This is a genomic window from Collinsella ureilytica, from assembly GCF_019795105.1.
In the GTDB taxonomy this organism is placed as follows: domain Bacteria; phylum Actinomycetota; class Coriobacteriia; order Coriobacteriales; family Coriobacteriaceae; genus Collinsella; species Collinsella ureilytica.
The window spans coordinates 90,224-116,252 of record NZ_JAIMFO010000004.1; the positions used below are offsets into that span (position 1 = coordinate 90,224).

The window sequence follows — 26,029 nt, forward strand, 5'->3', positions numbered from 1 at the left end:
TATGCCTCCTGTCATAGACATTCGCCACATTCATCGCGTCTTTGAAACAGAGGCGGGTATGGCGCACATCCTCCACAACATCTCGCTCACGGTTGCTCAAGGTGAGTTTGTGGCAATTACTGGCCCTTCGGGATCGGGCAAGTCTACCCTCATGAATATCCTGGGCTGTCTTGATACACCAACGGCCGGAACCTATCTCTTAGAGGGCTTAAATGTAGCTCAGCTCGATGATGAAGAGCTTGCAGAGGTTCGCTCCGAGCGCATCGGCTTTGTATTTCAAAGCTTTAATTTGCTCTCAAGGATGACCGTCCTTGATAATGTCATGCTCCCCTTGGTTTATACAGGCTATGCCCATGGGCATCGCGAAGAGCGAGCAGTATCTGCCCTCGCTCAAGCGGGTCTTCCGGTAGACCACTACGACCATAAGATTGGCGAGCTCTCGGGTGGACAGATGCAGCGTGTAGCCATTGCTCGTGCACTCGTGAACGATCCAGCCATTATCTTGGCAGATGAGCCCACCGGCAATCTGGACTCTGCAACGGGCCAGATGGTGCTTGAGAGCTTCCATGCTCTGCAACGCACAGGAAAAACAATCGTGCTCATCACCCATGACCCCCATATTGCAGCTGAAGCCGACCGAATTGTGACCATCCGCGACGGCAGGCTCTTTCATGAAGGTAGTGCGGATGGCTCGCTTCCCGGTACTGCAGTTTCCGGGCGCACCCTCTCCGACCTGCCCCATACCCGCTCAGAAGGGGGTTCGCTGTGAGCTTTATCGATCTTATTCGCGAAGCCCTTCGCTCACTAGAGGCAAATCGCGGCCGAAGCTTTCTTACCATCTTAGGAATTGTTATCGGCATTGCTGCCGTTATTGCCATGACCTCGCTCATTGGCGGCATTCAACAAAGTCTTCTGGGCAGCCTTGGCCTCAATGCCTCTCGCATCATCAATATGAGCTATGCTGGCCCGGTCTCAAAAACAGACCTGAAGCGACTGGGGCTCGCCTTACCTGAGTATGAACGTATTGAGGCAGGAAACTTTGGTGGCACCAATCTGAAAACAAAGAATAAAGATGTCAATGTGTCCATGATGGGCGGCTCCCCTTCCCTGTTTGAGATGACCGGACAGGCAAAAATCATTGCAGGGCGGATGTTTACTGAGAGCGAAAATGAGACTGCCGCGCGTGTCATCGTTTTAGATCGAACGGGCGTCAGAATTGCATTTGGAACCTCAGAATCAGAAGCTGTTGGCAAAACCCTCACACTCAATGGTAAGAGCTTTACCGTCATTGGTGTGACCGAGAACAGTGCCGGAATGAGGCCTTCTGAGGACTTTTTCCAAGCTTGCATTCCCTTTGGTACCCTTGATCGCTATTTCAAGGTTGGCACCGGCGAGATTGATCATATCGTTGGATTAGCACGTGAAGGTGTTGACGTAGACGAGCTCGCAGAAAAGACCAAGGAGGCTTTTGCAAAGATCAAAAACCTCCAAACAGAGGAAGATAAAAAGCTGCTCTACACCTCAACTATGAAATCAATCATCGATATGATGAATCAATTCATGAGCGGCTTTCAGCTCATCATGGGTGCCGTTGCTGGCATCTCACTGTTGGTTGGCGGCATTGGCATCATGAACATGATGCTTACCAACGTCACCGAGCGCGTACGTGAGATTGGTGTTCGCCGGGCTCTCGGTGCTACGAGACGAGACATCACCATGCAGTTCTTAACTGAGTCTGCTGTGGTATGCGTGACCGGTGGCATCATCGGTATGGTGTTTGGCTACCTCATTAGCTGGGGACTTGCCTTTGCAGTTAATTCAGCAGAACAAAGCAGTGGCTTTTTAGGCACGGGCGGTGCCACCCATATTGTGCCTGCAATGTCGGTCGAAACAGTGTTATTTGCCGTTGGTGTTTCGGTTGGCATTGGCTTGATCTTTGGAATTTATCCGGCACGCCGCGCTGCAAAGCTCGATCCTGTTGAAGCCCTCCGCTACCAGTAATCGATTTCAGTAGCACATAAGGAATTCGGATCCCGAGAGCAAGATACGCTCTTGGGATCTTTCTTTAGATAGCCGGGGCCTTAATAGCCGGGGGCGCACCTTACCTTGGTGCTTCGCCTTGCTGTTACTTTGCGTTTGGATGACGTCGCGCTTTCACGCGTTTGCGCATTGCTTCTGGAGAGACCGTAATACCTTCTGCGGTTCGCCGCACAGCAGCTGCCTTCGAGGAGCGTACCTCTTGCACTGGCTTCTCTTGATCTCCTGTGGCCTCTAAAAGCTGCACAGGTGCCCGAGAAGACCTCGCGGCTGTCTTCTCACGCTTGTGCTTTCGGCGGGCGCGTGTGGCAATCAAGCGATCCCAGCGATCATGAATACTCGCCTCATGCGAGCTTCTCAAGCCAAGCAAAGGGGCTGCCACAATCGTTGGAATAATAAAGGTAATAAGACGCCACAAGAGATAGCCAGCCGTGGCAGCAGATCCATAGAAGTGCCCTAAGAACAGAGCAAAGCCGCCTTCTGCACCACCCGTGCCGCCCGGTAAGGGCACTGCAGAAGACAAGAGCTGTACAAAGGCAGAGGCTGCCATAACGGAGAGAAAATCTACCTCATGATGCCCAAAGGCAAGCATCAAGAAATACGGAACGAGATAAAAAAAGGCAAGCTGCAGCATGGTGATTACCACCGTGAGTGCCATAGATGACGCATGGGCGGCAGCAAGCTTGAACTTATCTGAAAACGAATACACCTCGCCGTCTACAAAGCCGCGCCAGCGCTCAATCTTCTCACGGTCAAAACCGAGGCGACCCAAGAGCGTAAGCCCCCAGTGAGAAACACGCACAACCGTCTTGGGCATCAGCGCAATTGCAAAGATGAGCAGCAAAATGCCCACGTGCCCGCCAAAGCTAAAAATACAAAGCACCGTGAGCGCGCCAATATCTGAATAGCGTTCAATAAAGAACGGCATACGAGCAGCAAGCAGGATGGCTCCCCAAACCACGAGCCCAAATTGATACACAATAAAGCGTGTGAACTGAATCGCTCCCGCCTCGCCTACGTTTTGACCAGCCTTTGTGAGCCGATAAATCTGAGCAGGAGTTGAGCCCATCATCATAGGCGTGAGATTGCCAAAAAAGATTCCGCTTGCCTCAACCGAAATCAGGTCGCGGATACCAACCGGAGACTCTGGATCGAGCCAAACAGCAATTGCATAGGCAGCAATTCCAAACACGAGATATAACAACATGCAAAGGCAGGCAATCGTGAGCCACATGCCCTGCACGTTAGAAAGGGCTTCCATAAACTGGGCTACCTGGCCGGTCAACACCAAATACACCAAGAACGCAATGAGTGCGCATCCAATAAAGATCGCTCCGCGGGTTGCCCCTTTTCTATCATCTCCGGAATGGGGGGCATCAACCTGCGGTGCTGGCGGCGTGCTTGGGCTTGTGACCGTCATGGTTCTCCTCGATACCGCTCTTAAATCCGAAGATGAAGAGTGGCTAAATACATGATCGTGACTCTCAGACTCTCCTATCCTACCTGTAGCTCGCAAGTTAGGCGAGGTCTCACGGAGAACACCCTTGCATCATCATGTAATGAGAGCATCTTGTTTGATAGATCACAACTGTTTGCTCTTATGCGATCCCAAGAGCAGACAATAAATGCAGGTAAATTCGCATGGAACTTACCTGCATAACATCCATGTTCCAAGCCCATGCAACGGCCGGTGATGAAAGACTTGAAATATCATGTTTTATTACATATTGTTCACCAGGCTTTTGAGCACCCTTGTAAAACGGCTCGTATACGCTCTATAGCCCGTATACGCTCTACAGCCAATTGAGTTGACACGAAAACGGGCTACCGATGATGTTCGATAGCCCGCATGGCGTGTGGTAGCCCGTACCAGATTCGAACTGGTGACCTCCGCCTTGAGAGGGCGGCGTCCTAACCGCTAGACGAACGGGCCATATGTAAAGGGCTCGGAGTGCCCAGAGAACTCATGGTAGCCCGTACCAGATTCGAACTGGTGACCTCCGCCTTGAGAGGGCGGCGTCCTGACCGCTAGACGAACGGGCCGTTTGCTTAAAAGAGAGCAGTTTGGCTGGGACGGAGGGAGTCGAACCCCCACTGACGGAACCAGAATCCGCTGTCCTACCATTAGACGACGTCCCAATGATGTGCCTGCGCTCCTTTGCGCAAGAACGTATATTACGTGACGAGCAGCTCAAGCGCAAGACCAAAGTTCTTAAGCCTCACGCTTGTGCAAGGCTTATGAAGACAGTGAAGAAGACTGCCTGCATAGGCTCGCGAGATCGATGCTTCGCGTCGCGATACGTGAAACCAAGGAGGGTGAATGGGAAACAAACAGCAATCCCATCTCCTCTGCTTCAAGTACTGAAATAAAGGCTTTCCAGACCTCCATTTGTGTTAGAGCGTCCAGCATAGCCGTGGCCTCATCAGCAATAAGATAGCGAGGATGAGCAAGTAGGGCGCGTACCATGCAGCTCCGCATCAGCTCGCCTCCAGAAAGCTCATGAGGCATACGGTCGAGCCACTCACCACGCACGCCAAAGCGCTCCCGTAACTCACGACCGGTCTGCCCATCCCACGCCCCGGCTTCTGCCAAAGAATTGCGCAATCTCAAATGAGGGGCAAAGGCTTGCTCGGGGTGCTGCCACAGCAACTGAACCGGCCGGACTCCTCGCTTGGGAAGAGACGATCCGTCAACAAGAATCCGGCCGGTTAAGGGGGGCATATAGCCAGCAAGCACCCGGCAGAGCGTGGTTTTTCCAAAGCCTGAAGGAGCAGTAAGCGCGAGGCGCTCTCGGGAAGCGACCGTCAGGCTGATCTGCTCAAAAACAGGCGTACAGCCCGGATAGGCATATCCAATATTTGTTGCCTCAAGCGCCATGAGAAACCTCCTTTGCCGCATCGTTTTGCGGTCCCTCAGCTGCCATGTCCGCTTCATCACATGCAGTAAACCCGTTTTCGGGAAGGGCATGCCAAAGGGCACGGGTATACGGATGAGCGAGCAGCTCCGGGCGCTCAAATGAGGCAACTGGCGCTACCTCCACCACAGTTCCATCGCGAACAATTGCTACGCGGTCTGCCACGGCCAAGGCCAGCTCAATATCGTGCGTAATGAGCAGTACTCCCCCGCCTTCATTGGCAAAGGTTCGAATATCGTCTAAGGCATGAATTGCGAGCACCAAGTCTAGACCGGGCGTAGGCTCATCTGCTACCAAAAGCTGAGGAGCATCCATGAGCGCACACATGAGCAAGACGCGTCTCGCCATACCGCCAGAGAGCTGGTGAGGATAGAGGCGCTCAACTTCGCGATCAAGCCCATAGGATTCAAAAAGCTCGCGTTGCCGCACAATACGCCGATCAGCATCCTGAGCACGCTGTTCACGCGTGGCTCCTCGAGCTAGGCCACGAACCTGGTCTGCAGCACGCATCAGAGGATCCAAAAAGCCCACGCCTTGAGGAACATATGAAATACCATTGCCTCGAAGTTTCGATAAATCCTCAGCTGAGCAGGGCTTGCCACGATAACGAATTTTTCCCGTTACCTCTTCATTTCCCGCAAAGCGACCAAGGATACAATCTGCCAGTACGGTCTTTCCGCCACCACTGGCACCCACCATGGCAACTACCTCGCCGGTATATACCGAGATTGACATGGCGTGCAAAACTTCTGTCCGCCGTCTTTTTGCCCGGAAAAATGGAGCTGATCCATCATATAGATCAAAGCCGACTGAAAGATTGTCAACCTCGAGAAGGATTTCTTGAGCACCGGTATTCATAGCGACCTCACTCCTGCACCGTGCGGGCATCAACAAGACGACGCAGCAATGAGCCCATGCGATCAAAGAGAGCTACTGCCAAAACCAAGGCAAGACCGGGGAACAGTGCGAGCCACCACATACCAGCAGAGAGATGTCCCATCGCTTCTGAAAGAATCACACCAATGGCAGGAACATCAGGCGAGAGACCAAAGCCTAAAAAGGTAATTGAAGCCTCGTGCAAAATTGCATGTGGGAAGAGCAAGACCATGCCTACCAAAAACTGCGGCAAAATTGCTGGCACCATATGACGAAGAGCAATATCTAAAGGACCTGCGCCTAAGGCTCGAGCGACTGCAACAGATGGGCGCTCACGCGCCTGCAAAATCTCTGCACGCAACACGCGGGCAAGTGATGGCCAATGCGTAAGTGCCACCCCAACCACAACGCCAGTAAAGCCCTTACCCAAAGCATAGCTAATGAGAATCAACAGCACGATATGAGGAAGTCCCATAACGAGATCGATGAGCCAGGTAACCACCGTATCGGCAACACGTCCACCAAGAGCAGATACGCAGGCGAGTAAAAATGCAATGAGTGAGGAGGCGCTCGCTGCACCAAGACCAACAAAAAGCGAGGTTGAAAGCGCTGAAAGTGTGCGCATCAACATATCTCGACCCATCCAGTCAGTTCCAAAGAGATGAGCCACAGATGGTGCAAGATTCTTATGAGGGAAATCGACCAGAATAGCCTGAGGCGTTACTACACGACCAACCACAGCAACCACGATGAGCAAGCCTGCTGCAATAAGAGCAGCGAGTAGCATGCGTACGCGATTTCCCCGAAGATTGACGACCGATGCGCTCAAAACAGGCGCCGATCCCACGTGAACTCCGCGCTCAAGAGAGCTCTCGTTATATGCAAGATCAGCCACGAGCAGCCCCCTCTCGGATCCTTGGATCTACCAAGCCATATAACAAATCAGAACAGCCATTACCAACTGCCACGATGAGCGCAGAAACTAAGGCAATACCTACCAGCAAGGGAGCATCTCCTCCAATGCCTGCGGTTACTGCCGCAGAGCCCAAGCCCGGATAGGAGAACACCTGCTCCACCAAGATCGACCCGCCAAAGATTTCACTCACCTGAGCAAATTGCAAAGTAATTGCTGGCAGTGCAAGGTTTCTTAAGCCATGGCGAATGAGGATTTGAAAATCTCCTTCTCCCCTGCTTCGTGCAAACCATACATAGTCTGTCTGCATCACATCGATGGTTTTCTCTCGTGTATGAAGAGCCACCGAAGCAACGCCGGTCAGCGCTAGGGTAAGAGCTGGCAAGATAAGATGATGAATGCGCTCGAGCAACGAGACCTGAGATGCCTCTACGCCAATAGGCACAGAAAAGCCAAGCGGGAACCAGCCAAGAGCTACCGCAAAAACCATGAGTGCAACAAGGCCAAGCCAAAACGAAGGAGTACTGGCGAGCAAGAAACAGTAGCCCTTCACGATGCGATCAATCCAGGTATCGCGGTGCATGCCTGCGAGAATCCCAAGAGCAATCCCTACGACCCCTGAGATGAGCCAGGCAGCTGCCATGAGTGCTAACGAAGAGACTGCACGCTCACCAATAATGGTAACAACTGGTCGGTTAAAGCGCAGGCTTTCTCCAAAGTCTCCCTTAATAGCGCCTGCCGCCCAATGGGCATAGCGCTCAGGAATAGGTGTATCGGTACCCCAGCGCTCGCGTAGCTGGGCACGCTTTTCGGGACTCATACGGGCATAAGCCACCTGACCGGTGTTCATTTGCACCGGATCGATAGGCGATATACCAATGAGCACAAAGCTCATAATGCTCACAGCCACCAGAAGCACGACCAGGCGTACAACACCCCATACGGGATGCTGGCGCCTGGCGGGCACGGGGCGAGCAGATGCTGCCTCGTGAGAATGCATGGATCAGCCCCAGCTCCACGCATCAACGTTGTTCAAGACAGACCAGCCATGCCCATGAGGATGGAGCTTTTGCTCAGCGACAGTCAGTCCATCGCTGACCCAATAGAGGTGATCGATATTGGTGAACCAAAGCCACGCTGCGTCTCCTTGAGGAGCAGGGCCGGTTGTTCCGTCCCACTCAGCTTTTTGCCACAGCGGATAGGACTCCTCAATGGTCTTGGTAGCCAAAGCCTGATCAATATAGGCATCAGAGACCGGATTCTCATAGCAGGAGAAGTTCATATCGCTGGTGGAGTAGGTCACCCCATAGATATCAGAAGGTGCGTTGGATCCCCAACCCCACATGATGGGATCAGAGAACGAGTGTGGGAAAATGTCATCCCAGGCATGGCCAGCGGCATTCACCTTAATACCAACCTCACCCATCTGGCGGGCAAACTCGTTGGAAAGACCCTGGCGAACCGGATCTGAGGTGGAATAGTAGAGCGTGAACTCTGCCTGTTTACCATCTTTTTCATAGATGCCATCTTTTTGCTTCCAGCCAGCGTCCTCCATGATCTTGCGAGCCTGATCTGGATCGTACTCGACCTTCATCTCGGGATTTGCCCATGGCATGCCATCACCAATGCTGTAGGCAACCTCGCCATATCCACCCAACACATTATCGATCAGTGCCTTGCGATCAAGCGCCATATTCATGGCCTGACGGATCTCCTTGTGGCAAGTTACGTCGTTGCCCGCAGGGTAGGACTCACCATCAGAGACACGGGTGGACCCTGCCGGGATAACCGGCAAGTTAATGCCACGAGAGTCAACCGATTTAAAGGCCTCAAGACGATAGCCGTCTACCGTTTGCGAGGCGTGGATTGCCGATGTAAAGGCCATATCAACCTTGCCGGCCTTAACAGCTGCCAAAGCTGCATCCTCATCCATGAAGACCACGGTAAAGCGCTTAATCTTTGGCGCGTCTCCGTAATAGTCAGGATTTGCCTCAAAAATAGCCTGTTGGCCGTGATCCCACTGTGCAAGCTTATAGCGGCCAGATCCAATAGGCTTATCGCCATACGTGGGGCCATAGGCATGCTCAGGAACGATACCAATGACCGCTAAGGTATAGATGAGGGCGTTATAGGGCTTGTTCAGATGGATGCGCACCTCTGTATCAGATACAGCCTCCACGTTATCAATCATGGTGAGGTCTGCTTCAGCCTTATCTGAGGTACGGATCGTATTCAGGGTAAAGGCCACGTCGCTCGCCTTGAGAGGCTTGCCGTCGGTGAACTTAATATCGTCGCGGATCTTGAACGTCCACATGAGGCCATCGTCAGCAACGCTATACTCCGTTACAAGATCATTCACGATATTCATGTCTTTATCGGTAACGATCAGCGTTGACTGAATGAGTGGCTCATGCACATGCTCAGATGAGCCCCAGCCCAAGCATGGATCAAATCCACCCTCAGGCTCATTGCTCGATCCAAGTGCAATTACAAGCGATGTGCCATCTTTCTTTTCAGCACTACCAGCGGCCTTTGAGCCCGTCTGACCGCAACCCGCTAAGAGGCTACCGCCAGCAACTGCTGCAAAAGCAGCAGCAGCGCCAACAACAAAGTGCCGACGCGTAGGTGCAGGCGACACACGGTTCGTTGTGTGCTGATTCACAGAATCGCTCATGAGTCTCCTTTAACGACGGGGAAAGATACGAACACATCATAACACGTATTCTATAATTAGTATCATTCAACCGTTCAACTGAAGATCTTGAGCGTTCACCTGTCAAGGCAGACAAAAAGTTAGAGATGAAACCGAAATAAAAAGACGGGGTGCCGATTCTATCTGGTGCAAAGCCAGAAAATCAGCACCCCGCTTAGCTAGATGAAGCTTACGCTGTCAAGCAACGCCTTAGGCAGCAGACTTGCCAGGAAGAACCTTCTTCAAGAGGCCATTTTGATAAGAAACGGCCAGAAGAACGATGACTGCACCCAAGAGCTGAAGCATCGACGGAACCTCGTGGAAGAGACCGAAAGAAATTGCAAGGGTAGCAACCGGGCTCAGCAGCAGAAGTCCAGCAACATGAGTAGGCTCAAGACGCATGGAACCGTACTGGATGAAGGTCCAGACCACAGCCTGGCCAACAGAGCCCAGAAGAATTGCAAAGACCCAGTTCATAGCAGTGATATCGGTACCCACACCCTGAGCAGGAACAAGGCCGTTGGCCATCATGCCGTGAACGACGTCAAAACCGCGATCGTGGCTCAGCAAAACAATGGCGATTACCGGAGCAACCAGCTGAGCGATCGAAGAAAGCGTCATGGGCTGGAGGAACTGACCGTGGTTAATACGGGAGGCCTTACGAGCAAAGTACAGGTAGAAGCCATAGCAGAAACCAGAAAGAGCACCGGTCAGCGTACCGAAGAGGGTAACATCCATACCAAAGACCGACTCAGGAGCGCCCGGAACCGGAGGTGCAGGAGGATCGAACAGACCGCCAGACATAGCAACACCGATGATCATGATCGGAGCAACGATATAGTAGCTCTTCTCAATCTTCTCACGGTCAAAGATGAAGGCGAGGGCGGGCAAGACGATGACCTGGATGTTCAACAGAATCGAAGCGATGCCAGCGCCTGCATAGAAGATGGACAGATTAAAGCAGCAAAAATCGATGCCCAAGAACAAACCAGCAACGATTGAGTAGACGATACCCATTTTATTCAGGGCACCGAGCTTCTTAATCTCGTGGAAGGCGAAGGGCAACATGCACAAAGCACCAATGCCGCAGCGCAAAATCACCGAAGTGAAGGGCTCGAAGTTAGCAATCTTCACCATAGGAGCGGTGAAGGCGTGCGCCAGAAGACCTAATAGAATAATGATATAGGCCTTTCCGTTGCCAGAGCTGTGCGCCGAAGAACTCGACGCATTCGTAGTGGTCATGGGCATTTCCTTTCGTGCAGTTCCTCTTACCGGGACTATTGACCGAGAGCAATACGACCGACTTCGGCCATAAGAGCTCTCAGGGCAACCAAATCAGAACCAAGGAGGCGAATGAGATACAGCCCCTCCTCGATCTCAGAGATTCCGCCGGTAACAAGACCGGCAGCAGCTTCGATGGGAGCAGCGAGTGCTTCAACATCTACGGAATAAACTGAAGGGATCGCAAACCACATCGTGGCGATGTAGTCTGCACCATCAAGCACGCCTAAGCGGGTTAGATCATGATCAGCCGGATCCAAGCGCAGTGAATCAAACGCGATCAGCTCGCCTTCGCGATAGATACGCATACGACTCAGCAGCGTCTCATACTCAAAGCGCTCATCTTTATGGAGGCGGCCAGGAGCGAGAATATCGCCCCAGCTAAAATAGGAGTTCTTCTCGAGATGGACCTCAACATCGGTTTTATAACGAGATCCGGTATACGGAATCGTGACCTCAGGCTCCCACATAAAGGATGATTCATCGGCAACATCAATCGTGATGTACTGAGAAGAGATGCCTCCATCAAAAGAAGGATGGATGAGGGTCGCGGCCTGCGGACGCAAACGTGCCCGCACACCCGGCTTTGTAGAAAGCCTAATCTCATTCGTATTCCCAGGAAGCAAGCCTCCTGAGGAGTCCATGAGAATGACGGTCGCCTCTCCCCTGTCATGCCCGCTCACATACAGCGGACGCATAACATTTAACGGCGGAATCTGGAAGCTGTCAGCGATTACCGTACGTCCGGCAACCTTGTCAAAGACAATAGACAGTCGACCGTCATGCTCTAAGCGCTTCATCGTCGTCTCGGCCACGGCAGCTACCTCACGCGTTCTCAAGCATAAGATCGCGCTTGATCCAGGCAATGATCTCGTCGAGACCCTTACCCTCAAGCATGTCTGCCATCACAAAGGGACGACCATCGCGAGCGCGACGCGTATCCTCAACCAGACGCTCAGGATCAACGCCAACATAGGGGCAAAGACCCATCTTGTTTACAACAAGCATGTCTGAGCGGGTAACGCCCGGTCCTCCCTTGCGGGGAATGTCTCCACCGGCAGCGGCACTGATGACATAGATAGCAGCGTCAACGAGCTCGGGGCTAAACGTGGCAGAAAGATTGTCTCCACCACTTTCAACAAAAATAAGATCAAGGTCATCAAAACGATCTTCGAGAGCATCAATTGCCTCAAAGTTCATCGAAGCATCTTCGCGGATGGCGGTATGCGGACAGCCACCCGTCTCAACGCCAATGATCCTTCCCTCTTCAAGCACATTCTCGCTGATCAGGAAGTTGGCATCTTCCTTCGTATAGATATCGTTGGTGATGACACCGATCTTATAGTCGTCCTTCAGACGCTTAACTAAAGCTTCAATAATGGTGGTTTTTCCGGTACCAACCGGACCACCAACGCCTAAGCGACGTGCCTTGCTCATAGAACAACCTCCAATATGATTGTCGATATACGGATACGAGCCGAACCTTCGTTACACCTAAGAGATGAACAGCCTTGAATGCAGGCGCTCGTGGCGCATAGAGGCGATCTCTACTCCCACGCATCGGGTAGCAAGATCATCAACACCGCACGCTTGTGCACGCTTTGCAGCAGCCGAAAGCACCGGAAGCATCTCGTGCACCACCTCCACGCCTGCAAGCTGACCTAAGGGCACACCACGAACTGCATTGAGCACAAGCGAGCCGGTCGTGGCATAGAGAAACGCAAGAATTGCTGCCTCTGCTGGAGCACCAATAAGGGCTGCATACATCCCAAACACGATGGGATAGTGGCAACGAACCTCTTTTTCACGAACCAGATCGCGCCATGCAACAAGCAGTTCATCTGAACAGATCGCTCGGATGGAGCGCAGGAACTGGCGTCCCTGCATTGAACTCGCATCGCGTACCTCAAGGGATAACTTCATGGCATGACAAAGCTGATCGAGCTCGATCAAATGATCGAGCTCGCCTGCAGCAGCTGCTCGGTGCGCCTCTCCTACGAGGATGGCGTCAGCGTCTGCGACGCCATCCACGATGTAAGAGGTACAAACTTCCTTAAGCGTTTTTGCATCATGTACGCGGCGATCTTGAAAATATGTTTCAAGGCCAAAGGTATGTGCAAAGGCGCCGGTTGGAAATGCAGAGTCGAGCAGCTGAACCAAGGGCAGAAACCAACTACTAGTGCTGATGTCCGCCGTACTTGATTGGCTCAACAAAGCTGTGCTCACCCCGCTCAAACTCAACATGCATGCTCTCAAGCAGCTCTACCATGGTCGGGTCAAAGCGAACGAAGATCTCGCCGGCTTCAATAACCGATGGGGTATGGCGATTGCCAATCTGCCAACCAACACGACCCATCTCATCCATATCAGACGGCTTAATAATCAGAGCATCCTCGGGCTTGGCGCGCACGGCAACTACGAAGTCAGCATCCTCAAAAAGGATGTCACCGCAGCGCAACTCACCTGCGCGCTCAAGCTCAATGGCGACGTCGCGGCCCTCCGTGGAGGTCGTGCGGATGATACGCTTGCCGAGTTGATCCCAATCCAGCTCCACCCAGTCGACCGGCAGGTCAGGATGGTTGGTATCATTCATGGAACCTAACACACGGGTTACCTTCAGCATGGAGAGCCTTTCTAGGACGTCGGGATGATTAGAACAAGAAGTAACGCTGAGTCATCGGGAGCTTCTCAGCCGGCTCGCAAACAATGAGCTCGCCGTCGATGCGCACCTCATAGGTCTCAGGATCGACCGTGATGTTGGGCAGTGCATCGTTGAGCTTCATGTCGCGCTTGCTGATGTTGCGGCAGCCCTTGACTGCGGAGACCTGACGCTGAAGTCCAAGCTTCTCAGGCACACCGAGCTCAATGGAGGCCTTAGACATAAAGGTCATGCAGGTCTTGTTCATGGCACGGCCGTGTGCTCCATACATGGGGCGAAGCATGATGGGCTGCGGCGTGGGGATGGAAGCACCCGGATCGCCTTCCTGGGCGTAGGCAATCATGCCGCCCTTCAAGACGATGGAAGCCTTCACACCGAAGAACTTGGGCTCCCAAAGCACGAGGTCAGCAAACTTGCCTACCTCAATAGAGCCAATCTCATGCGAGACACCCTGGGCGATTGCCGGGTTAATGGTGTACTGAGCGATATAGCGGCGGACACGGAAGTTGTCGTTACCGTTTGTATCCTCAGGCAGAGCGCCACGCTGACGCTTGTTCTTATCGGCTGCCTGCCAGGTACGCATGACCGTCTCACCAATACGACCCATGGCCATAGCGTCAGAAGACATCATGGAAATAGCACCGATATCGTGCAGGACGTCCTCAGCGGCAATGGTCTCAGGGCGAATACGAGAACCAGCAAAGGCAACGTCTTCAGGAACGTTCTTGTTCAGGTGGTGGCAGACCATGAGCATGTCCAGATGCTCCTCGATGGTGTTCTTAGTGAACGGCATCGTGGGATTCGTGGACGAAGGCAAAACCGAGCTCTGGCCAACAAGCTTCAAAATGTCAGGAGCATGGCCACCGCCAGCACCCTCAACGTGGAAGGCGTGAATCACGCGATCGCCAATAGCGTCGATCGTAGACTCAACAAAGCCAGCCTCATTCAAGGTATCGGTGTGAATAGCAACCTGAACGTCACCGCGATCTGCAGCGCGCAGGGCCATATCGATCGAAGATGGGGTAGAGCCCCAGTCCTCATGGATCTTAAGACCGGCAGCTCCAGCCTCGATCTGCTCCATAAGAGGAGCCTCAGCAGCAGCATGACCCTTACCGAGAATACCGAAGTTCATCGGCAGATCCTCAACAGCCTCAAGCATGCGCTGGATATACCAAGCACCCGGGGTGCAGGTCGTAGCGTTCGTACCATCTGAAGGACCAACGCCGCCACCAAAGAGGGTCGTAATGCCGTTGCCTAGGGCAGGCTTTACGATATCAGGCTCAATAAAGTGAACGTGGGTATCGACACCGCCAGCAGTGAGGATCTTGCCCTCACCAGCGAGAACCTCAGTAGCAGCGCCAACGACCATGTTCTCGTCTACGCCGTCTTGCAGATCGGGGTTTCCGCCGTGGCCGATGCCTACGATGCGGCCATCCTTAATACCAACGTCTGCCTTGTAAATGCCGGTATAGTCAACAATTAAGCAGTTGGTAATGAGCAGGTCAAGCACGCCCTCATCACGAGTGCGAACACTGTTGAGACCCATGCCCTCACGCAAGGTCTTACCGCCGCCGAACTTGGACTCCTCACCATAGGTGGTCAGGTCGCGCTCGGGCGAAATCCAAAGGTCGGTATCGGCAAGGCGAACCTTATCGCCAATGGTCGGACCATAGTTATCCACATAAGAGTGGCGATCGTATTTCATGCTTACTCCATCCCCTCAAAGGCCTTGATCTTGGCGGACGCATCAGTCTCGTCGAGCGGGCCGTTCACGAGGTTGTTGACACCGTGCATAATGCGAGAGCCGCCGAAGTCGATCAGCTCAACTTCCATCTCCTGACCCGGCTCAAAGCGGGTAGCCGTACCAGACGGGATGTCTAGGCGCTTGCCATATGCAGCCATGCGATCAAACTTCAAGGCGCTATTTGCCTCTGCAAAGTGAATGTGAGAACCGACCTGTACCGGACGGTCTCCCGTATTTGAAACCCTCAGCGTAGTTACTGCCGAACCCTCGTTGATCTCAATGTCGGTGTCTGCGAGACGAATCTCACCGGGGATCAAAGGATGCTCCTGTCCCATTTCGCTCCAATCCTCTTCCGTTTTGCTTCGTTCGTTTCTTACGCGATCGGGTTGTGAACCGTGACGAGCTTGGTGCCATCAGGGAACGTGGCCTCAACCTGAATATCAGGGATCATCTCGGGCACACCCTCCATGACCTCGTCGCGGCTAAGAACCTGGCGACCGCTCTGCATGAGCTCGGCGACGGTTTTGCCATCGCGAGCACCCTCAAGCAGGTAGCTCGTGATATAGGCCACCGTCTCGGGGTAGTTGAGCTTCAGACCGCGAGCCCTGCGCTTCGCAGCGAGCTCGCCCGCGACGAAGATCTGCAGCTTCTCACGTTCAACCTCGTTTAAGAACATGGGATTCCTTTCTGCCGTGGCGATACCTTGCTTGATACAGAATTTGGGAGGGGTGATAAGTTAACGGGTACGCTCATTCGTACCACGTGCGTCCACTCCCTCTCTTATGCTATGAAGTTATTCAATTTCTGTCAAGCCGCCAAGCCAGCAAATGTCCAGTTATTGTCGTATATTTACGATTACTGTAGATAGAAGAGGATATTCGTAGAGATGTTATTTCTGCCCCCATTTGTATCATCCTGCGAATCGCCCCTGTTCGGTAGGAAATAGCCCCTGAACGGTTATTTTGTGTGACGATACGCAGTTTCAAATTACATATACCGATATTTACTGTCTCAGGTATTATTCCATGCTTCTTTCGTATTATCAACCCCTCTTTTTGTACGTATGTTTCGTAATAAGTGATACATTATTATTAGTTAGTATTACTCATGGTCAGAAGCTTCTGCTCCTAAGTTTGTAATATTCAATTTACGTTTCTTGTTAGCTATTACACGTTTGTTCTATATTAAAAAAGCTGCACTAACGACAAGCACCTGAACTGCCCTCATGCACATTGTTCGGTACGCCCACGGCAAGCAGCTCAGCGGGTCTCACGCGCATTGTTCGATGCACTCAGAGACCGAGCTGAAGCGCCTTAAGTAGTGCTATGGCATCATTCGGCACTTCGCCGTCTATATGGAGCTCCAGCGCGCGATTCAAGAGCTCGCCTACTTGAGGTCCGGGCGCAATGCCAGCTGAAATCAGATCTGATCCTGTCAGGGCTAGTGTTTTCACGCTATATGCTGAGCCTTGCTCAAGAAGACGCTCATAGAGCCTGCGCATCTTGCTAATTTCATCAACATAGTCAGCGCACTCAGCAGTTTTACCTCGCGCATCAGCTACCTTCAAATCTAGGAGCTCGCCCATCAGTCGCGGAGCATCTGAGCTCTTTTTTGTAAGACGACCGAGCATGTCTAAGATGCTTGAGCGGCAAGGCTTAAGCGGCATATCGTGATAATGCACCAGCAGTGCAACATCGGAAATGAGACGGCTTGGCAAAGAGAGTCGATTCATAATCTGGCGCGCCAGAACCGCGCCACGCTCAGGATGGCTAAAGAAGTGGCCTCTCCCCTCCTCATCAATGGTGAAGGTCTCAGGCTTTGCAATATCGTGAAGCAATGCTGCCCAAAGCAGCGATCGTGAAGGCTTCAGTAGATGAGGCTGAGTCCGAACTTGCTCAGTCAGCGGTGTTTGGCAGGCAGCAGAAGCGCGTGCGTACTCGCCTTCAGATGTTTGGCCGGCTCCCACGCCTCGATTGGGTCTTGAGCCGTCCGATAACACATCTCTAGGAGCTCCTGAGGTACCTGATCGCTCATCGTTCAGTTCAGTAACTGCTACTGGGATGTGCTCGCCTTTCCTATCTGTGCGCACCATAGTCTGCGAGGCCCAGGACAGCACGTAGGCCGTATGATCATAGACATCAAAGCGATGGTAGGGGCTTCGCTGATCAAAGCCTCTGCAGACCGAAAGCTCAGGTATGGCCGCACAAAAAACCTCAGGATAGACCAGCATGGCAGGGCCTGCTCGTCCGGTTAACAAGGTGGCGTCAAGCTCTGTGCCGATCCGCTCATAAGGTATTGCAGAGAGCAAAGGAGCAGCCAGAGCTAGTGCAGCAGCTGTTTTTTCTTCTACAACAAAGCCTAGGCGGCAGGCAAATCGCACGGCACGCAAGATACGCAGGGCGTCCTCACGAAAGCGACGAGTAGGATCTCCAACGGCACGAATAAGACCCGCAGCAAGATCTGCCTGACCACCAAATGGATCCAAGATCTTTCGATGTGGATGCCAGGCTATTGCATTAACCGTAAAGTCTCTTCGCGCAAGATCTTCTTCAATCGTTTGAGCAGAGGCAATGCCATCGGGGTGGCGGCCATCGGTATAAAAGCCATCAACTCGATACGCAGTAATTTCGATCCGCTCAGTGCCAATCTTGGCGGTAATACCACCGAAGCGAGTGCCCGTCTCAAGTACCTGAATGCCAACAGCGCTGATCGCCGCTGCACTCTCTTGCCAGGTGCCAGAACAACACAGATCAATATCGTGGCTTGGAGCACCTCGCAGGGCATCGCGAACCCAGCCACCAACAAACCAGGCCTCCAGCCCACCGTCCTCGAGAGCTTCGAGAACGGCGAGGGAGGCCGGTGTAGGACTCACTCCAGCAAGCTGTGCATTCAAGTACCGCATACAGAGCAGTATACGCGAATGGACACGGCTAGGAGCCCGCTGAGAAAACGTGCGCAGGTGTGCTCACATGCACGATGTTCAACAGGACGCAGCACATGACTTAGCGCGCAAGAGCTCCCATGGGATCCCAAGGCGCGAGCTCGATCGGCTCGCTATCGTAGGCGCGCAGTTCCTCATCGCTCAGATACTTCCGATCAACAACTACCTGGTATACGTACTCGTCAAACCAAGCGTCTGACGCAATATCGTAGCCCTTCTTGCCATGATCGCTTCCCCAGCTGTTTTCAACCCGCCAGCGCGTTGGCTTCCCATCCGCATCAAGATTGACACCAACCAAGGTCATAGCATGAGTCATCAGCGACTCGCCATAATCCAAGCGCGCCGCCTTATCGATCCCCGCCTCAATCGGCACATCAAACAGGGCATCAATGTCTAGAGCATGTTGATCGAGCACGCCATCATCTGACAAAAAGCCCTGATCAACATCGCAGCCAAACCAGACTGGCAGCCCGTCTTTCATCTGAGCAATGGCGGCACGCTTTAAAGCCTCAATTGGCAGGTTCACATAGCGCACGCCTCCGTCTTCCACCAGGTTTCCCAAGTATTTAACGGTATAGGAGTGCAAATAGGGTTTATCGTGCGTAGGCGAGTTAATGACCGAGATATAGTCGTCCAAGTCCATATCAACAAATGTGGCAAAAAACTCCTGGGGCGTATACGTGCCCTCAGCCTTGAGCTCGTTCTTATCATCACGAACTCTCAGCTCAAAGCTCTTTGGCGGCTCGCCTAAGCACACCGAAAGTACCCGATATACATCGGCCATCAGCTCTTCTTTCAGCTCACGCAAGTCACTTTGAGTAGCTCCTGCTGTGGCGGAGTCGCGCAAGCGGCGAGCGCTTGAGCGCAAATAGCGTGTAAGATACTTATTGAGATCCCCAGTATTTGAAGATGCATGAGTCTCCGGCATAGCCTCTTTGGGGACGACGCCGTATTTCTTCACGAGTGAGCGAAACATATCCCACTGCCCGCCATCGCAAAGCGGATCAGTTAATAAGAATGCCAGCTCACGGCCATCGAGCGGCTTGCTGACCGTTGCGATAATGTTCTCAAAAAACCAGTTGCACCGCTCATATTTATCCCAAAAAAGCGGATAGGCCTGGGAGAGCTCAAAGGTCTTAAGCCCAAGCTTTTTCATAATGCGATAGCGCATGGTATTAAGACTGGCAAACATCCAGCATCGACCAGAGCGCTTTTGATCGGTGGGATCGCCCTGCTCGAGCTGGATGTCAAAAACTGTTGTAGCCTGAGCCACAGCCTCGGCGTTTCTGGCTGCCTTGCGGATTCCCACTGAGGTCACCGCGTTTTTCGCCAACTGATGAGCTCGATCGTTCGCAAGCGTTTGGGCAAGCGTGGCCGTTGCTGTCTCTGAGATGGAAGCTGTATCCATAGCGACTCCTTTTCAGGTCGAATCGTATACGGCCTTAAGCCTACCCAGAGACGATCGTTCAAGTCCGAAGCTTGTGCGAGCGTTTATTTGGTCGCTACAACCTCACGAACGAGAATCTTATCCCGGTACTCATCTACCTTTGCAAAGTCTCCAAGACCCGGGCACTCAACCACATTGGCACCAGTTGCCATCGAAAGCTTTAAGGCTTCTTCAACCTGAGACTGATCGTGCGACCAGACCGACAAGAAGGCTGCGAGCGAGGAGTCTCCTGCGCATACCGTAGAGACCACATTGACCTCAAACGTACGGCGTGCAAACCAGAGGCGCTCGCCATTGGAGAAATATGCACCTGCGCCACCTAAGGTGAGCAAGACGTTCTTTACGCCACGTTCGTGCAGCTCTGTCATAGCCGCCTGGACTGACTCATCATCTTCGCCAGATACCGTAATGCCAAAGATATCGGCCAACTCATCATCATTGGGCTTGATCAGCAAGGGCTCAAGAGCTACCAGCTCTTTCAGCTGAGGCGAGGAAATATCGAGCACAAACTCAGCTCCCTTGGCCTTCACGCGCTTGATCACCTCTTGCAAGAAATGCTCTGAAGTCTGAGGTGGCAAGGATCCCGAGATGACCAAGCAATCCAAGTCATCAAGGCTCTCAATGAGCTCAAACAGCTCCTGCTCATTGTCAGCATTAACCGCAGCGCCGGCATTGACCATGTTGTACTCGGTACCAGGACCTGCGTTCAAAAACACATTAACGCGCGTAATGCCCTCGGTCCACACCGGCTTTACCGGCACACCCAAGGCCTCGGCACCCTCAACGATAAAGCGTCCAGAAAAGCCTGCAAAAAAGCCAAGAATCGTTGTTGGTACCCCGTAGTGATCTAAGGTAAAGCTTACGTTTAAGCCCTTGCCATTTGGCGTATAAACGGCATTGCGGGTTCGCGTTACACAGTTGGGCTCAAGGCCATCGCAGGCGATATTGTAGTCAATCGCGGGATTGGCAGTCAGGGTGTAAATCATGAGGCCTCCTAGCGAAAAGAAATAGAAGTTCGGGAGTGAACACAGCTTTACAAGCAAGCGGCGTCACTCCCGACACACGATATGTTTGAGCTGAGCAAACTCACCTCAAAGACGGCTACCTTGCGAGTTAGCAGAACTCGAGCTACGAGAGCTTGCGAACCGTAATTCGCTTGCTGTACTCATCAACATGACCAAAGTCGCCCAAGCCACGGCTCTCAGCCACGTTTGCACCGGTAGCAAGAGCAAGCTTTAAGGCTTCCACCACGTTATCGCGGTCATCAAACCAGCGATGCAGGAAGGCAGCCAGCGTGCAGTCGCCTGCGCACACAGAAGAGACGAGCTTGATGTTGAACTCGCGCTTGGCATACCAGATATCTTCACCATTGGAGAAGTACGCGCTTCCACGGCTTCCCATGGTGAGCAAGATGTTTTGTACACCAGACTCATGTGCGAGAGCACAGGCGCGACGGGCATCGTCATCCGTCTCGATCTTGATGCCGTAAATCTCTGCCATCTCATGGCGATTCGGCTTGATGAGCAGAGGCTTTTTGCTGGCAAGATCGCGCAACTTCGTGCTCGACAAGTCCAAAACAACCTCAGCACCACGCTCTTGAGCATGATCCATTACGCGCGACAAGAAATCAGGAGTGGCCTTAGGCGGCAGTGAGCCCGATACGACGAGGCAGTCAAGGTCTCCTGCAGTATCGAGAATATGATAGAGCTCCTCCTGGCTTTGACGCGTGAGGGCAGGGCCTGGATTTAAGATGCCGTACTCATGCTCACCATCGTTGATATAGCAGTTAATGCGGGTAATACCGTCGATCCAAACCGGGCGGCAGAGGCAGCCCATGTTCATGGTCTCCTCAACGATATATCGGCCAGTAAAGCCAGCAAAAAAACCCAAAGCAACTGAGTCCACGCCAAACTTCTTGAGGGCGTAACTCACATCCAAGCCCTTGCCGTTGGCGGAATAGCTCGCGCCAGGCGTGCGCACATTCTCATCGGGAATAAGTGCTGAGCACGACGTTGTCATGTCAACAGCCGGGTTGGCAGTGAGGGTGTAAAACATTCATAACCTCCAAAGGATGAACCGTATACATGAACTGCGAGGCAGCAGGTGCCGCCTCGCAGAATATGGTAGATAACTTAGCGCGCTGCCGCCTCGAGCACTGCCTTAACCTCTCCAGCAGTCGCACAGGCAAGCGCTTCGTCGGCAAGCTTTTTGGCGTCGGCAACAGACCAGAGTGAGATGGTCTTGCGGGTGCGCAAAATGCTCGGTGCAGACATGGAGAACTCCTCCATACCCCAAGCAATGAGCAAGGGCACCAACAGCGGATCTGCTGCAGCCTCACCGCACATACCAACCATGATGCCAGCCTCAACACCGCTCTCAATAATGAACTTGATCGAACGAAGCACTGAGGGGTAATACCAGCTATACAGATAGCCCACGCGATCGTTGCCACGATCCGCTGCCATGGTATAGCCCGTTAAATCGTTGGTACCAATAGAGAAGAAGTCGGACTCACAAGCTAAGAGATCGGCAATATTGGCAGCTGCAGGAGTCTCCATCATGATGCCAACTTCAATATCCTCATTGAAAGACACGCCCTCAGCACGAAGCTCCTCTTTGCAGACTTCAACCAAATCTTTGACCGCGCGGATCTCCTCAACGCAGGTAACCAGCGGAACCATGATCTTCACATCACCAAAGGCGCTCGCACGCAGCAGGGCACGGAGCTGCACCTTGTACTGATCTGCATTATCAAGGCAATAGCGCACAGCGCGGTATCCCATGAAGGGATTTTCTTCCTCTTGCATATTGAGGTACGGAATTGCCTTATCGCCGCCAACATCGAGGGTGCGGATGATGACCGGAGCACCTTTGAGCGAGCTGGCAACCGAACGATAGGCTTGGAACTGCTCCTCTTCGGAAGGCAGCTCCTTGGCGTCCATAAACAAGAATTCCGAACGGAACAGGCCAATCGCCTCTGCATCATTGGCAAGAGCAGCGTCTACATCTGCGGGGCTGCCAATATTGGCACCGGCAATCTTTTTCACACCATCTTGGGTGAGGGTCTCTTTACCCCGGAATGCCCCCAGGGATGCTTTTTCCTCAGCCAATTTGCGGGCACGCTCGGTATAGTCTTGAAGCACAGCAGCATCGGGATCAGCAATGACATGGCCATGAGTGCCATCAACGATACAGGTCATGCCACCGGAAAGCTCAGAGCAGATATTTGGAATTGAAAGAACAGCCGGAATCTCCAAGGCGCGAGCAATAATGGCCGAGTGAGAGGTACGACCACCGGTCTCAGTCACAATACCGGCCACGTGAGCCTTATCGATAGTGGCAGTCATAGATGGCGTGAGATCGTGCACCGCAATAACGGTATCTTTTGGCAACACAGAAAGGTCAATAACCTCTTTGCCCAAAAGCTCTGCCAAGATACCCGTGCGGATATCGGCAATATCGGCAGCGCGCAAGCGGAACATCTCATCATCCATAGAAAGGAACATGTTCTCGAACATGCCACTCGTTTCGGCGAGGGCTTGCTCGGCACAGGTACCTCCCTCGATCATGCTCGTGATCTGATCGGTCATGCCAGGATCTTGGGCAAGCATGATATGACCGAGCATAATCTCAGACTCAGCCTCACCCACGGCCTCGCGCATGTGGTCAGCCTGTGCCTGGGTCTTTTCACAAAAGACTGCCAGAGCTGCCTGGTAGCGCTCCTTCTCGGCTGCGGGATCGCTCACTGCGTGCGGCTCGAATGACAAATCGGGATCAACAGCAACCATAACGGTGCCGATACCGATGCCCTCCGATGCATTGACTCCCTTGTACATTCCCATTCCTCTCTCCGTGCTTAGCTACAACACGAACACCCAAAGTGTTATGTGTCTCCATATACCGAAGGCGTCCACCCGATGAGCAGACGCCTTCCGCGAACCAGGTTGGATTGACACCCGCAGCCAGACGGGATTTACTCGCCCAGACCGCTCTTGACGAGCTCGACAGCGGCCTTCAAGGCCTCAGCCTCATCTGGCCCGTCGCACTTGATCTCGATCTCAGTACCACACGGGATGCCGGCGGCCATGAGCGCCATAGGGCTCTTGCCGTTGACCTCCTTCTCAGGGGCAACAACCGTCACATCGCTGGCAAACTTGCCCATGGTGGAGGCGAACAAACCAGCAGGGCGCATATGCAGACCCTGGGGGTTGACCAGCGTGACTTTCTCAGAAACCATACCTGTCTCTCCTTTGCTCCATGCCCTCAAAACGGTGTTGGGCACAGTGGACTACGGGTTCATTCTAGCGCAATGAGCGCGAAGAGATAACAAGAACCAAACAACGTCTCATCACACATGAAAAGGAGGGCTTACCGCAATTGGTATAACCCTCCCTTGACCATACTATAAAGTGAGCTTAGCTCAGGCGCTGATTGATGGTAGCGGCAATTCGCGCCGGATCAGACTCCGTCTTAACAGTGGCACGGAAGTCTTCATCCATCAAAGCCTCGGCAACTTTAGAGAGCAGGCGCAGGTGCGTGGTGCCAGCCTGACCATCGGGGATCAGAAGTGCTATAGCAACATGCACCGGAGCGGAATCCATGGTCTCCCAAGTTGCAATACCGGCCTCATCTTTTACCACCATGACGGCAGCCTCTCGGACGGTATCGGATTTGGCATGCGGAATTGCAAAGCCATCCATCATGCCCGTTGAACCCTCACCCTCGCGCTTCAAAAACGCAGCCATGAGATCGTCAGCATCGCTGGCAATACCGTGCTTGACTGCCTCGTTTGAAATGAAGGAAAGCGCTTCATCGCGGGAAGCAAAGTCCTGGTTGACAAAGATGTTTTCTGCCTTTACAAAGCCCTCTTCAGCTTCTTCGGTCGCTTCAGAACGAGGGGCGTCAGCGGCCTCAGGCGCAGGCGCGCTTACAGCAGGCGCACTTACAGCAGTCTCACCAGCTGCAGCAGCCTCAGTAGCTACCGGAGCCTCAAGCACAGCAGATGCTTCTGCAGCCTGGGCGCGATGAAACTCACTGCGCTTAAAGAGGATGAAAAGCAGGCCTCCCACCACAGATCCGGCAAGGATCGCCAAGACCCACAGCAGGCCGCCATCTACAACCGGAAGTACCAAGAAGCCACCATGCGGGGCAGGTACATGAACACCAAAGATGATGGTCAGAATAGAGGCGATAGAAGAGCCGAGCATCATGATCGGCATGACTGGCCAGATGTTTTTGGTCATGAAGGGAATGGCACCCTCAGTGATATGTGTGCAGCCCAAGATGAGGTTCACGATACCGGCATCGCGATCCTCCTGGCTGAAGTAGCGCCCACCTACCAAAACAGCGAAGGTCGTAATGAGCGGCGGAACAATGCAGGCAGCAGAAACTGCAGCCATGAAGTTGGTACCAAAGGCATACGCGGGCGTACCCACACCGGCGGTCAGCGCCTCGGTGAGCATAGCAGTACCCGTAACATAGGCAGCCTTGTTAACCGGGCCGCCCATATCAAAGGCGCACATGCAGCCAATGGCAAGACCCAATACCACAGCACCCGAAGCAGAAAGGCCACGCAGGAAGTCCATCATGGCGGTGTTAATGGCAGCCATGGGACCGGAAATCCCAAGCATGATCAGGCCAACGATGACCGTCGAGCACAGAGGATACAAAAAGATTGCTTTTAAACCCTTGAGGTTTTGCGGAAGACCCGCAAAGAGTTTCTCGAGCAGAACTACCACGTAACCAGCTAAAAAGCCGCCTACGATACCGCCCAAAAAGCCAAATCCCACGCCGGCTCCGCCCGCATCAACAAGACCCGTCTCAGGCGAGATGGGAATACCCTGGATGGCAATCATGCCAGCAACAAATCCCGGCACTAAGGCAGGGCGCTTACCGACCGACTCAGCAATATAGGCGGCAAGCACAGGCACCATAAGCCCCATGGCAATGCCACCGATATATTTGAGCATGGCAGCAAAAGCGTTGTAATCAGGTGCGGTGGAGTCAAAGCTCGTAATGCCCCAAAGGAATGACACAGCGATGAGCACACCACCGGCAACAACAAAGACGAGCATATGGCTGACGCCATTCATCAGATGGCGATAGAGCTGGTGACCCAAGGACTCACGCTCGGCAGGAGCATCTGCTGCAGCTGCTGCACGAGCCGCAGCCTCAGGATCTGCCTGAGCAGCGAGGGCACGATCAATGAGCGCGCCTGCAGCCTCTACAGAAAGCGCCTTAGACACGCCAACCGAAACCTGGGGCTTGCCAGCAAAGCGGTCTGCACGCACGTCTTTATCTGCCGCCACAACAACGGCACGAGCTGCGGCGATCTCTGCGCCCGTGAGCTCGTTTTCGATTCCAACTTGACCATGAGTCTCTACCTTGATGGTGAGTCCACGCTCGGCTGCGGCTTTCTCCAAGGCCTCCTTAGCCATGAAGGTGTGCGCGATACCGGTCGGACAGCCAGTAGCTGCGATGATATCGAACGTATCCGCCATGGAATCCTCCTATCTATGCGAGAT

Annotated in this window: 23 protein-coding genes and 3 tRNA genes; 2 read left to right on the top strand and 24 right to left on the bottom strand. The window is 53.2% G+C overall.

Features of this window, described 5'->3' with window-relative positions:
- Position 1: 1 nt before the first annotated feature.
- Both K6V98_RS00490 and K6V98_RS08740 read left to right on the top strand, forming a co-directional pair.
- Positions 2–769: an ABC transporter ATP-binding protein gene (locus K6V98_RS00490; RefSeq protein ID WP_222198577.1), complete on the top strand. Its 768-nt coding sequence runs from the start codon at positions 2–4 to the stop codon at positions 767–769.
- Positions 766–2,001: an ABC transporter permease gene (locus K6V98_RS08740; protein WP_222198578.1), complete on the top strand. Its 1,236-nt coding sequence runs from the start codon at positions 766–768 to the stop codon at positions 1,999–2,001. The genes K6V98_RS00490 and K6V98_RS08740 overlap by 4 nt, the downstream gene beginning before the upstream one ends.
- A 124-nt stretch (positions 2,002–2,125) precedes the next feature.
- Here K6V98_RS08740 and K6V98_RS00500 read toward each other — a convergent pair whose 3' ends face one another.
- From K6V98_RS00500 to K6V98_RS00620, 24 genes are all read right to left on the bottom strand, one after another.
- Positions 2,126–3,457 (bottom strand): lysylphosphatidylglycerol synthase transmembrane domain-containing protein, encoded by a 1,332-nt coding sequence (locus tag K6V98_RS00500; RefSeq protein ID WP_222198579.1) that lies wholly within the window; start codon positions 3,455–3,457, stop codon positions 2,126–2,128.
- Positions 3,458–3,894: 437 nt separating this feature from the next.
- A tRNA-Glu gene (locus tag K6V98_RS00505) sits at positions 3,895–3,970 on the bottom strand.
- A 34-nt stretch (positions 3,971–4,004) separates the two neighbouring features.
- A tRNA-Glu gene (locus K6V98_RS00510) sits at positions 4,005–4,080 on the bottom strand.
- Positions 4,081–4,102: 22 nt separating this feature from the next.
- Positions 4,103–4,176, bottom strand: a tRNA-Gln gene (locus K6V98_RS00515).
- A gap of 97 nt (positions 4,177–4,273) precedes the next feature.
- Complete coding sequence (locus K6V98_RS00520; protein ID WP_222198580.1) at positions 4,274–4,915, bottom strand: ABC transporter ATP-binding protein; 642 nt, start codon at positions 4,913–4,915, stop codon at positions 4,274–4,276.
- Positions 4,905–5,810 (bottom strand): ATP-binding cassette domain-containing protein, encoded by a 906-nt coding sequence (locus K6V98_RS00525; protein ID WP_306792633.1) that lies wholly within the window; start codon positions 5,808–5,810, stop codon positions 4,905–4,907. Before K6V98_RS00525 ends, K6V98_RS00520 begins: the two co-directional genes overlap by 11 nt.
- Before the next feature lie 7 nt (positions 5,811–5,817).
- The gene (locus K6V98_RS00530) at positions 5,818–6,723 is read right to left on the bottom strand and encodes an ABC transporter permease (RefSeq protein ID WP_371734488.1); all 906 of its coding nucleotides are present in this window, start codon (positions 6,721–6,723) and stop codon (positions 5,818–5,820) included.
- Positions 6,716–7,741 carry an ABC transporter permease gene (locus K6V98_RS00535; protein WP_222198581.1) on the bottom strand — a complete coding sequence of 342 codons (1,026 nt, stop codon included), beginning with the start codon at positions 7,739–7,741 and terminating at the stop codon, positions 6,716–6,718. Before K6V98_RS00535 ends, K6V98_RS00530 begins: the two co-directional genes overlap by 8 nt.
- Before the next feature lie 3 nt (positions 7,742–7,744).
- Entirely contained in the window at positions 7,745–9,415 is a 1,671-nt protein-coding gene (locus K6V98_RS00540) for an ABC transporter substrate-binding protein (RefSeq protein ID WP_222198582.1), read from the bottom strand.
- Positions 9,416–9,643: 228 nt separating this feature from the next.
- A complete protein-coding gene (locus tag K6V98_RS00545; protein ID WP_222198583.1) occupies positions 9,644–10,675 on the bottom strand; it encodes a DMT family transporter in 1,032 nt (343 codons plus the stop codon).
- A gap of 35 nt (positions 10,676–10,710) precedes the next feature.
- On the bottom strand, positions 10,711–11,529 hold the full coding sequence (locus tag K6V98_RS00550; protein WP_222198584.1) for an urease accessory protein UreD: 819 nt from the start codon (positions 11,527–11,529) through the stop codon (positions 10,711–10,713).
- Between the two features lie 10 nt (positions 11,530–11,539).
- Positions 11,540–12,151 carry an urease accessory protein UreG gene (ureG, locus tag K6V98_RS00555; RefSeq protein ID WP_222198585.1) on the bottom strand — a complete coding sequence of 204 codons (612 nt, stop codon included), beginning with the start codon at positions 12,149–12,151 and terminating at the stop codon, positions 11,540–11,542.
- A gap of 57 nt (positions 12,152–12,208) precedes the next feature.
- A complete protein-coding gene (locus tag K6V98_RS00560) occupies positions 12,209–12,874 on the bottom strand; it encodes an urease accessory protein UreF (RefSeq protein WP_222198586.1) in 666 nt (221 codons plus the stop codon).
- Positions 12,875–12,890: 16 nt separating this feature from the next.
- The gene (locus K6V98_RS00565; protein ID WP_222198587.1) at positions 12,891–13,337 is read right to left on the bottom strand and encodes an urease accessory protein UreE; all 447 of its coding nucleotides are present in this window, start codon (positions 13,335–13,337) and stop codon (positions 12,891–12,893) included.
- A gap of 28 nt (positions 13,338–13,365) precedes the next feature.
- Positions 13,366–15,078, bottom strand: a complete 1,713-nt coding sequence (ureC, locus tag K6V98_RS00570; RefSeq protein WP_222198588.1) for an urease subunit alpha — start codon at positions 15,076–15,078, stop codon at positions 13,366–13,368.
- Between the two features lie 2 nt (positions 15,079–15,080).
- Positions 15,081–15,452, bottom strand: coding sequence for an urease subunit beta (locus tag K6V98_RS00575; RefSeq protein WP_222198589.1), 372 nt, complete (start codon positions 15,450–15,452; stop codon positions 15,081–15,083).
- A gap of 38 nt (positions 15,453–15,490) precedes the next feature.
- Positions 15,491–15,793, bottom strand: coding sequence for an urease subunit gamma (ureA, locus tag K6V98_RS00580; RefSeq protein WP_222198590.1), 303 nt, complete (start codon positions 15,791–15,793; stop codon positions 15,491–15,493).
- A 615-nt stretch (positions 15,794–16,408) separates the two neighbouring features.
- Positions 16,409–18,019 (bottom strand): CCA tRNA nucleotidyltransferase, encoded by a 1,611-nt coding sequence (locus tag K6V98_RS08620; RefSeq protein WP_306792634.1) that lies wholly within the window; start codon positions 18,017–18,019, stop codon positions 16,409–16,411.
- Positions 18,020–18,119: 100 nt separating this feature from the next.
- Complete coding sequence (locus K6V98_RS00595; RefSeq protein WP_222198591.1) at positions 18,120–19,466, bottom strand: C1 family peptidase; 1,347 nt, start codon at positions 19,464–19,466, stop codon at positions 18,120–18,122.
- 83 nt (positions 19,467–19,549) lie between these two features.
- Positions 19,550–20,491 (bottom strand): 1-phosphofructokinase family hexose kinase, encoded by a 942-nt coding sequence (locus tag K6V98_RS00600; RefSeq protein WP_222198592.1) that lies wholly within the window; start codon positions 20,489–20,491, stop codon positions 19,550–19,552.
- Between the two features lie 142 nt (positions 20,492–20,633).
- Complete coding sequence (locus K6V98_RS00605) at positions 20,634–21,560, bottom strand: 1-phosphofructokinase family hexose kinase (protein ID WP_222198593.1); 927 nt, start codon at positions 21,558–21,560, stop codon at positions 20,634–20,636.
- Between the two features lie 77 nt (positions 21,561–21,637).
- On the bottom strand, positions 21,638–23,341 hold the full coding sequence (gene ptsP, locus K6V98_RS00610; protein ID WP_222198992.1) for a phosphoenolpyruvate--protein phosphotransferase: 1,704 nt from the start codon (positions 23,339–23,341) through the stop codon (positions 21,638–21,640).
- 137 nt (positions 23,342–23,478) lie between these two features.
- On the bottom strand, positions 23,479–23,742 hold the full coding sequence (locus K6V98_RS00615) for an HPr family phosphocarrier protein (RefSeq protein WP_222198594.1): 264 nt from the start codon (positions 23,740–23,742) through the stop codon (positions 23,479–23,481).
- A gap of 178 nt (positions 23,743–23,920) precedes the next feature.
- Positions 23,921–26,005 carry a fructose-specific PTS transporter subunit EIIC gene (locus tag K6V98_RS00620; protein WP_222198595.1) on the bottom strand — a complete coding sequence of 695 codons (2,085 nt, stop codon included), beginning with the start codon at positions 26,003–26,005 and terminating at the stop codon, positions 23,921–23,923.
- Positions 26,006–26,029 lie beyond the last annotated feature (24 nt).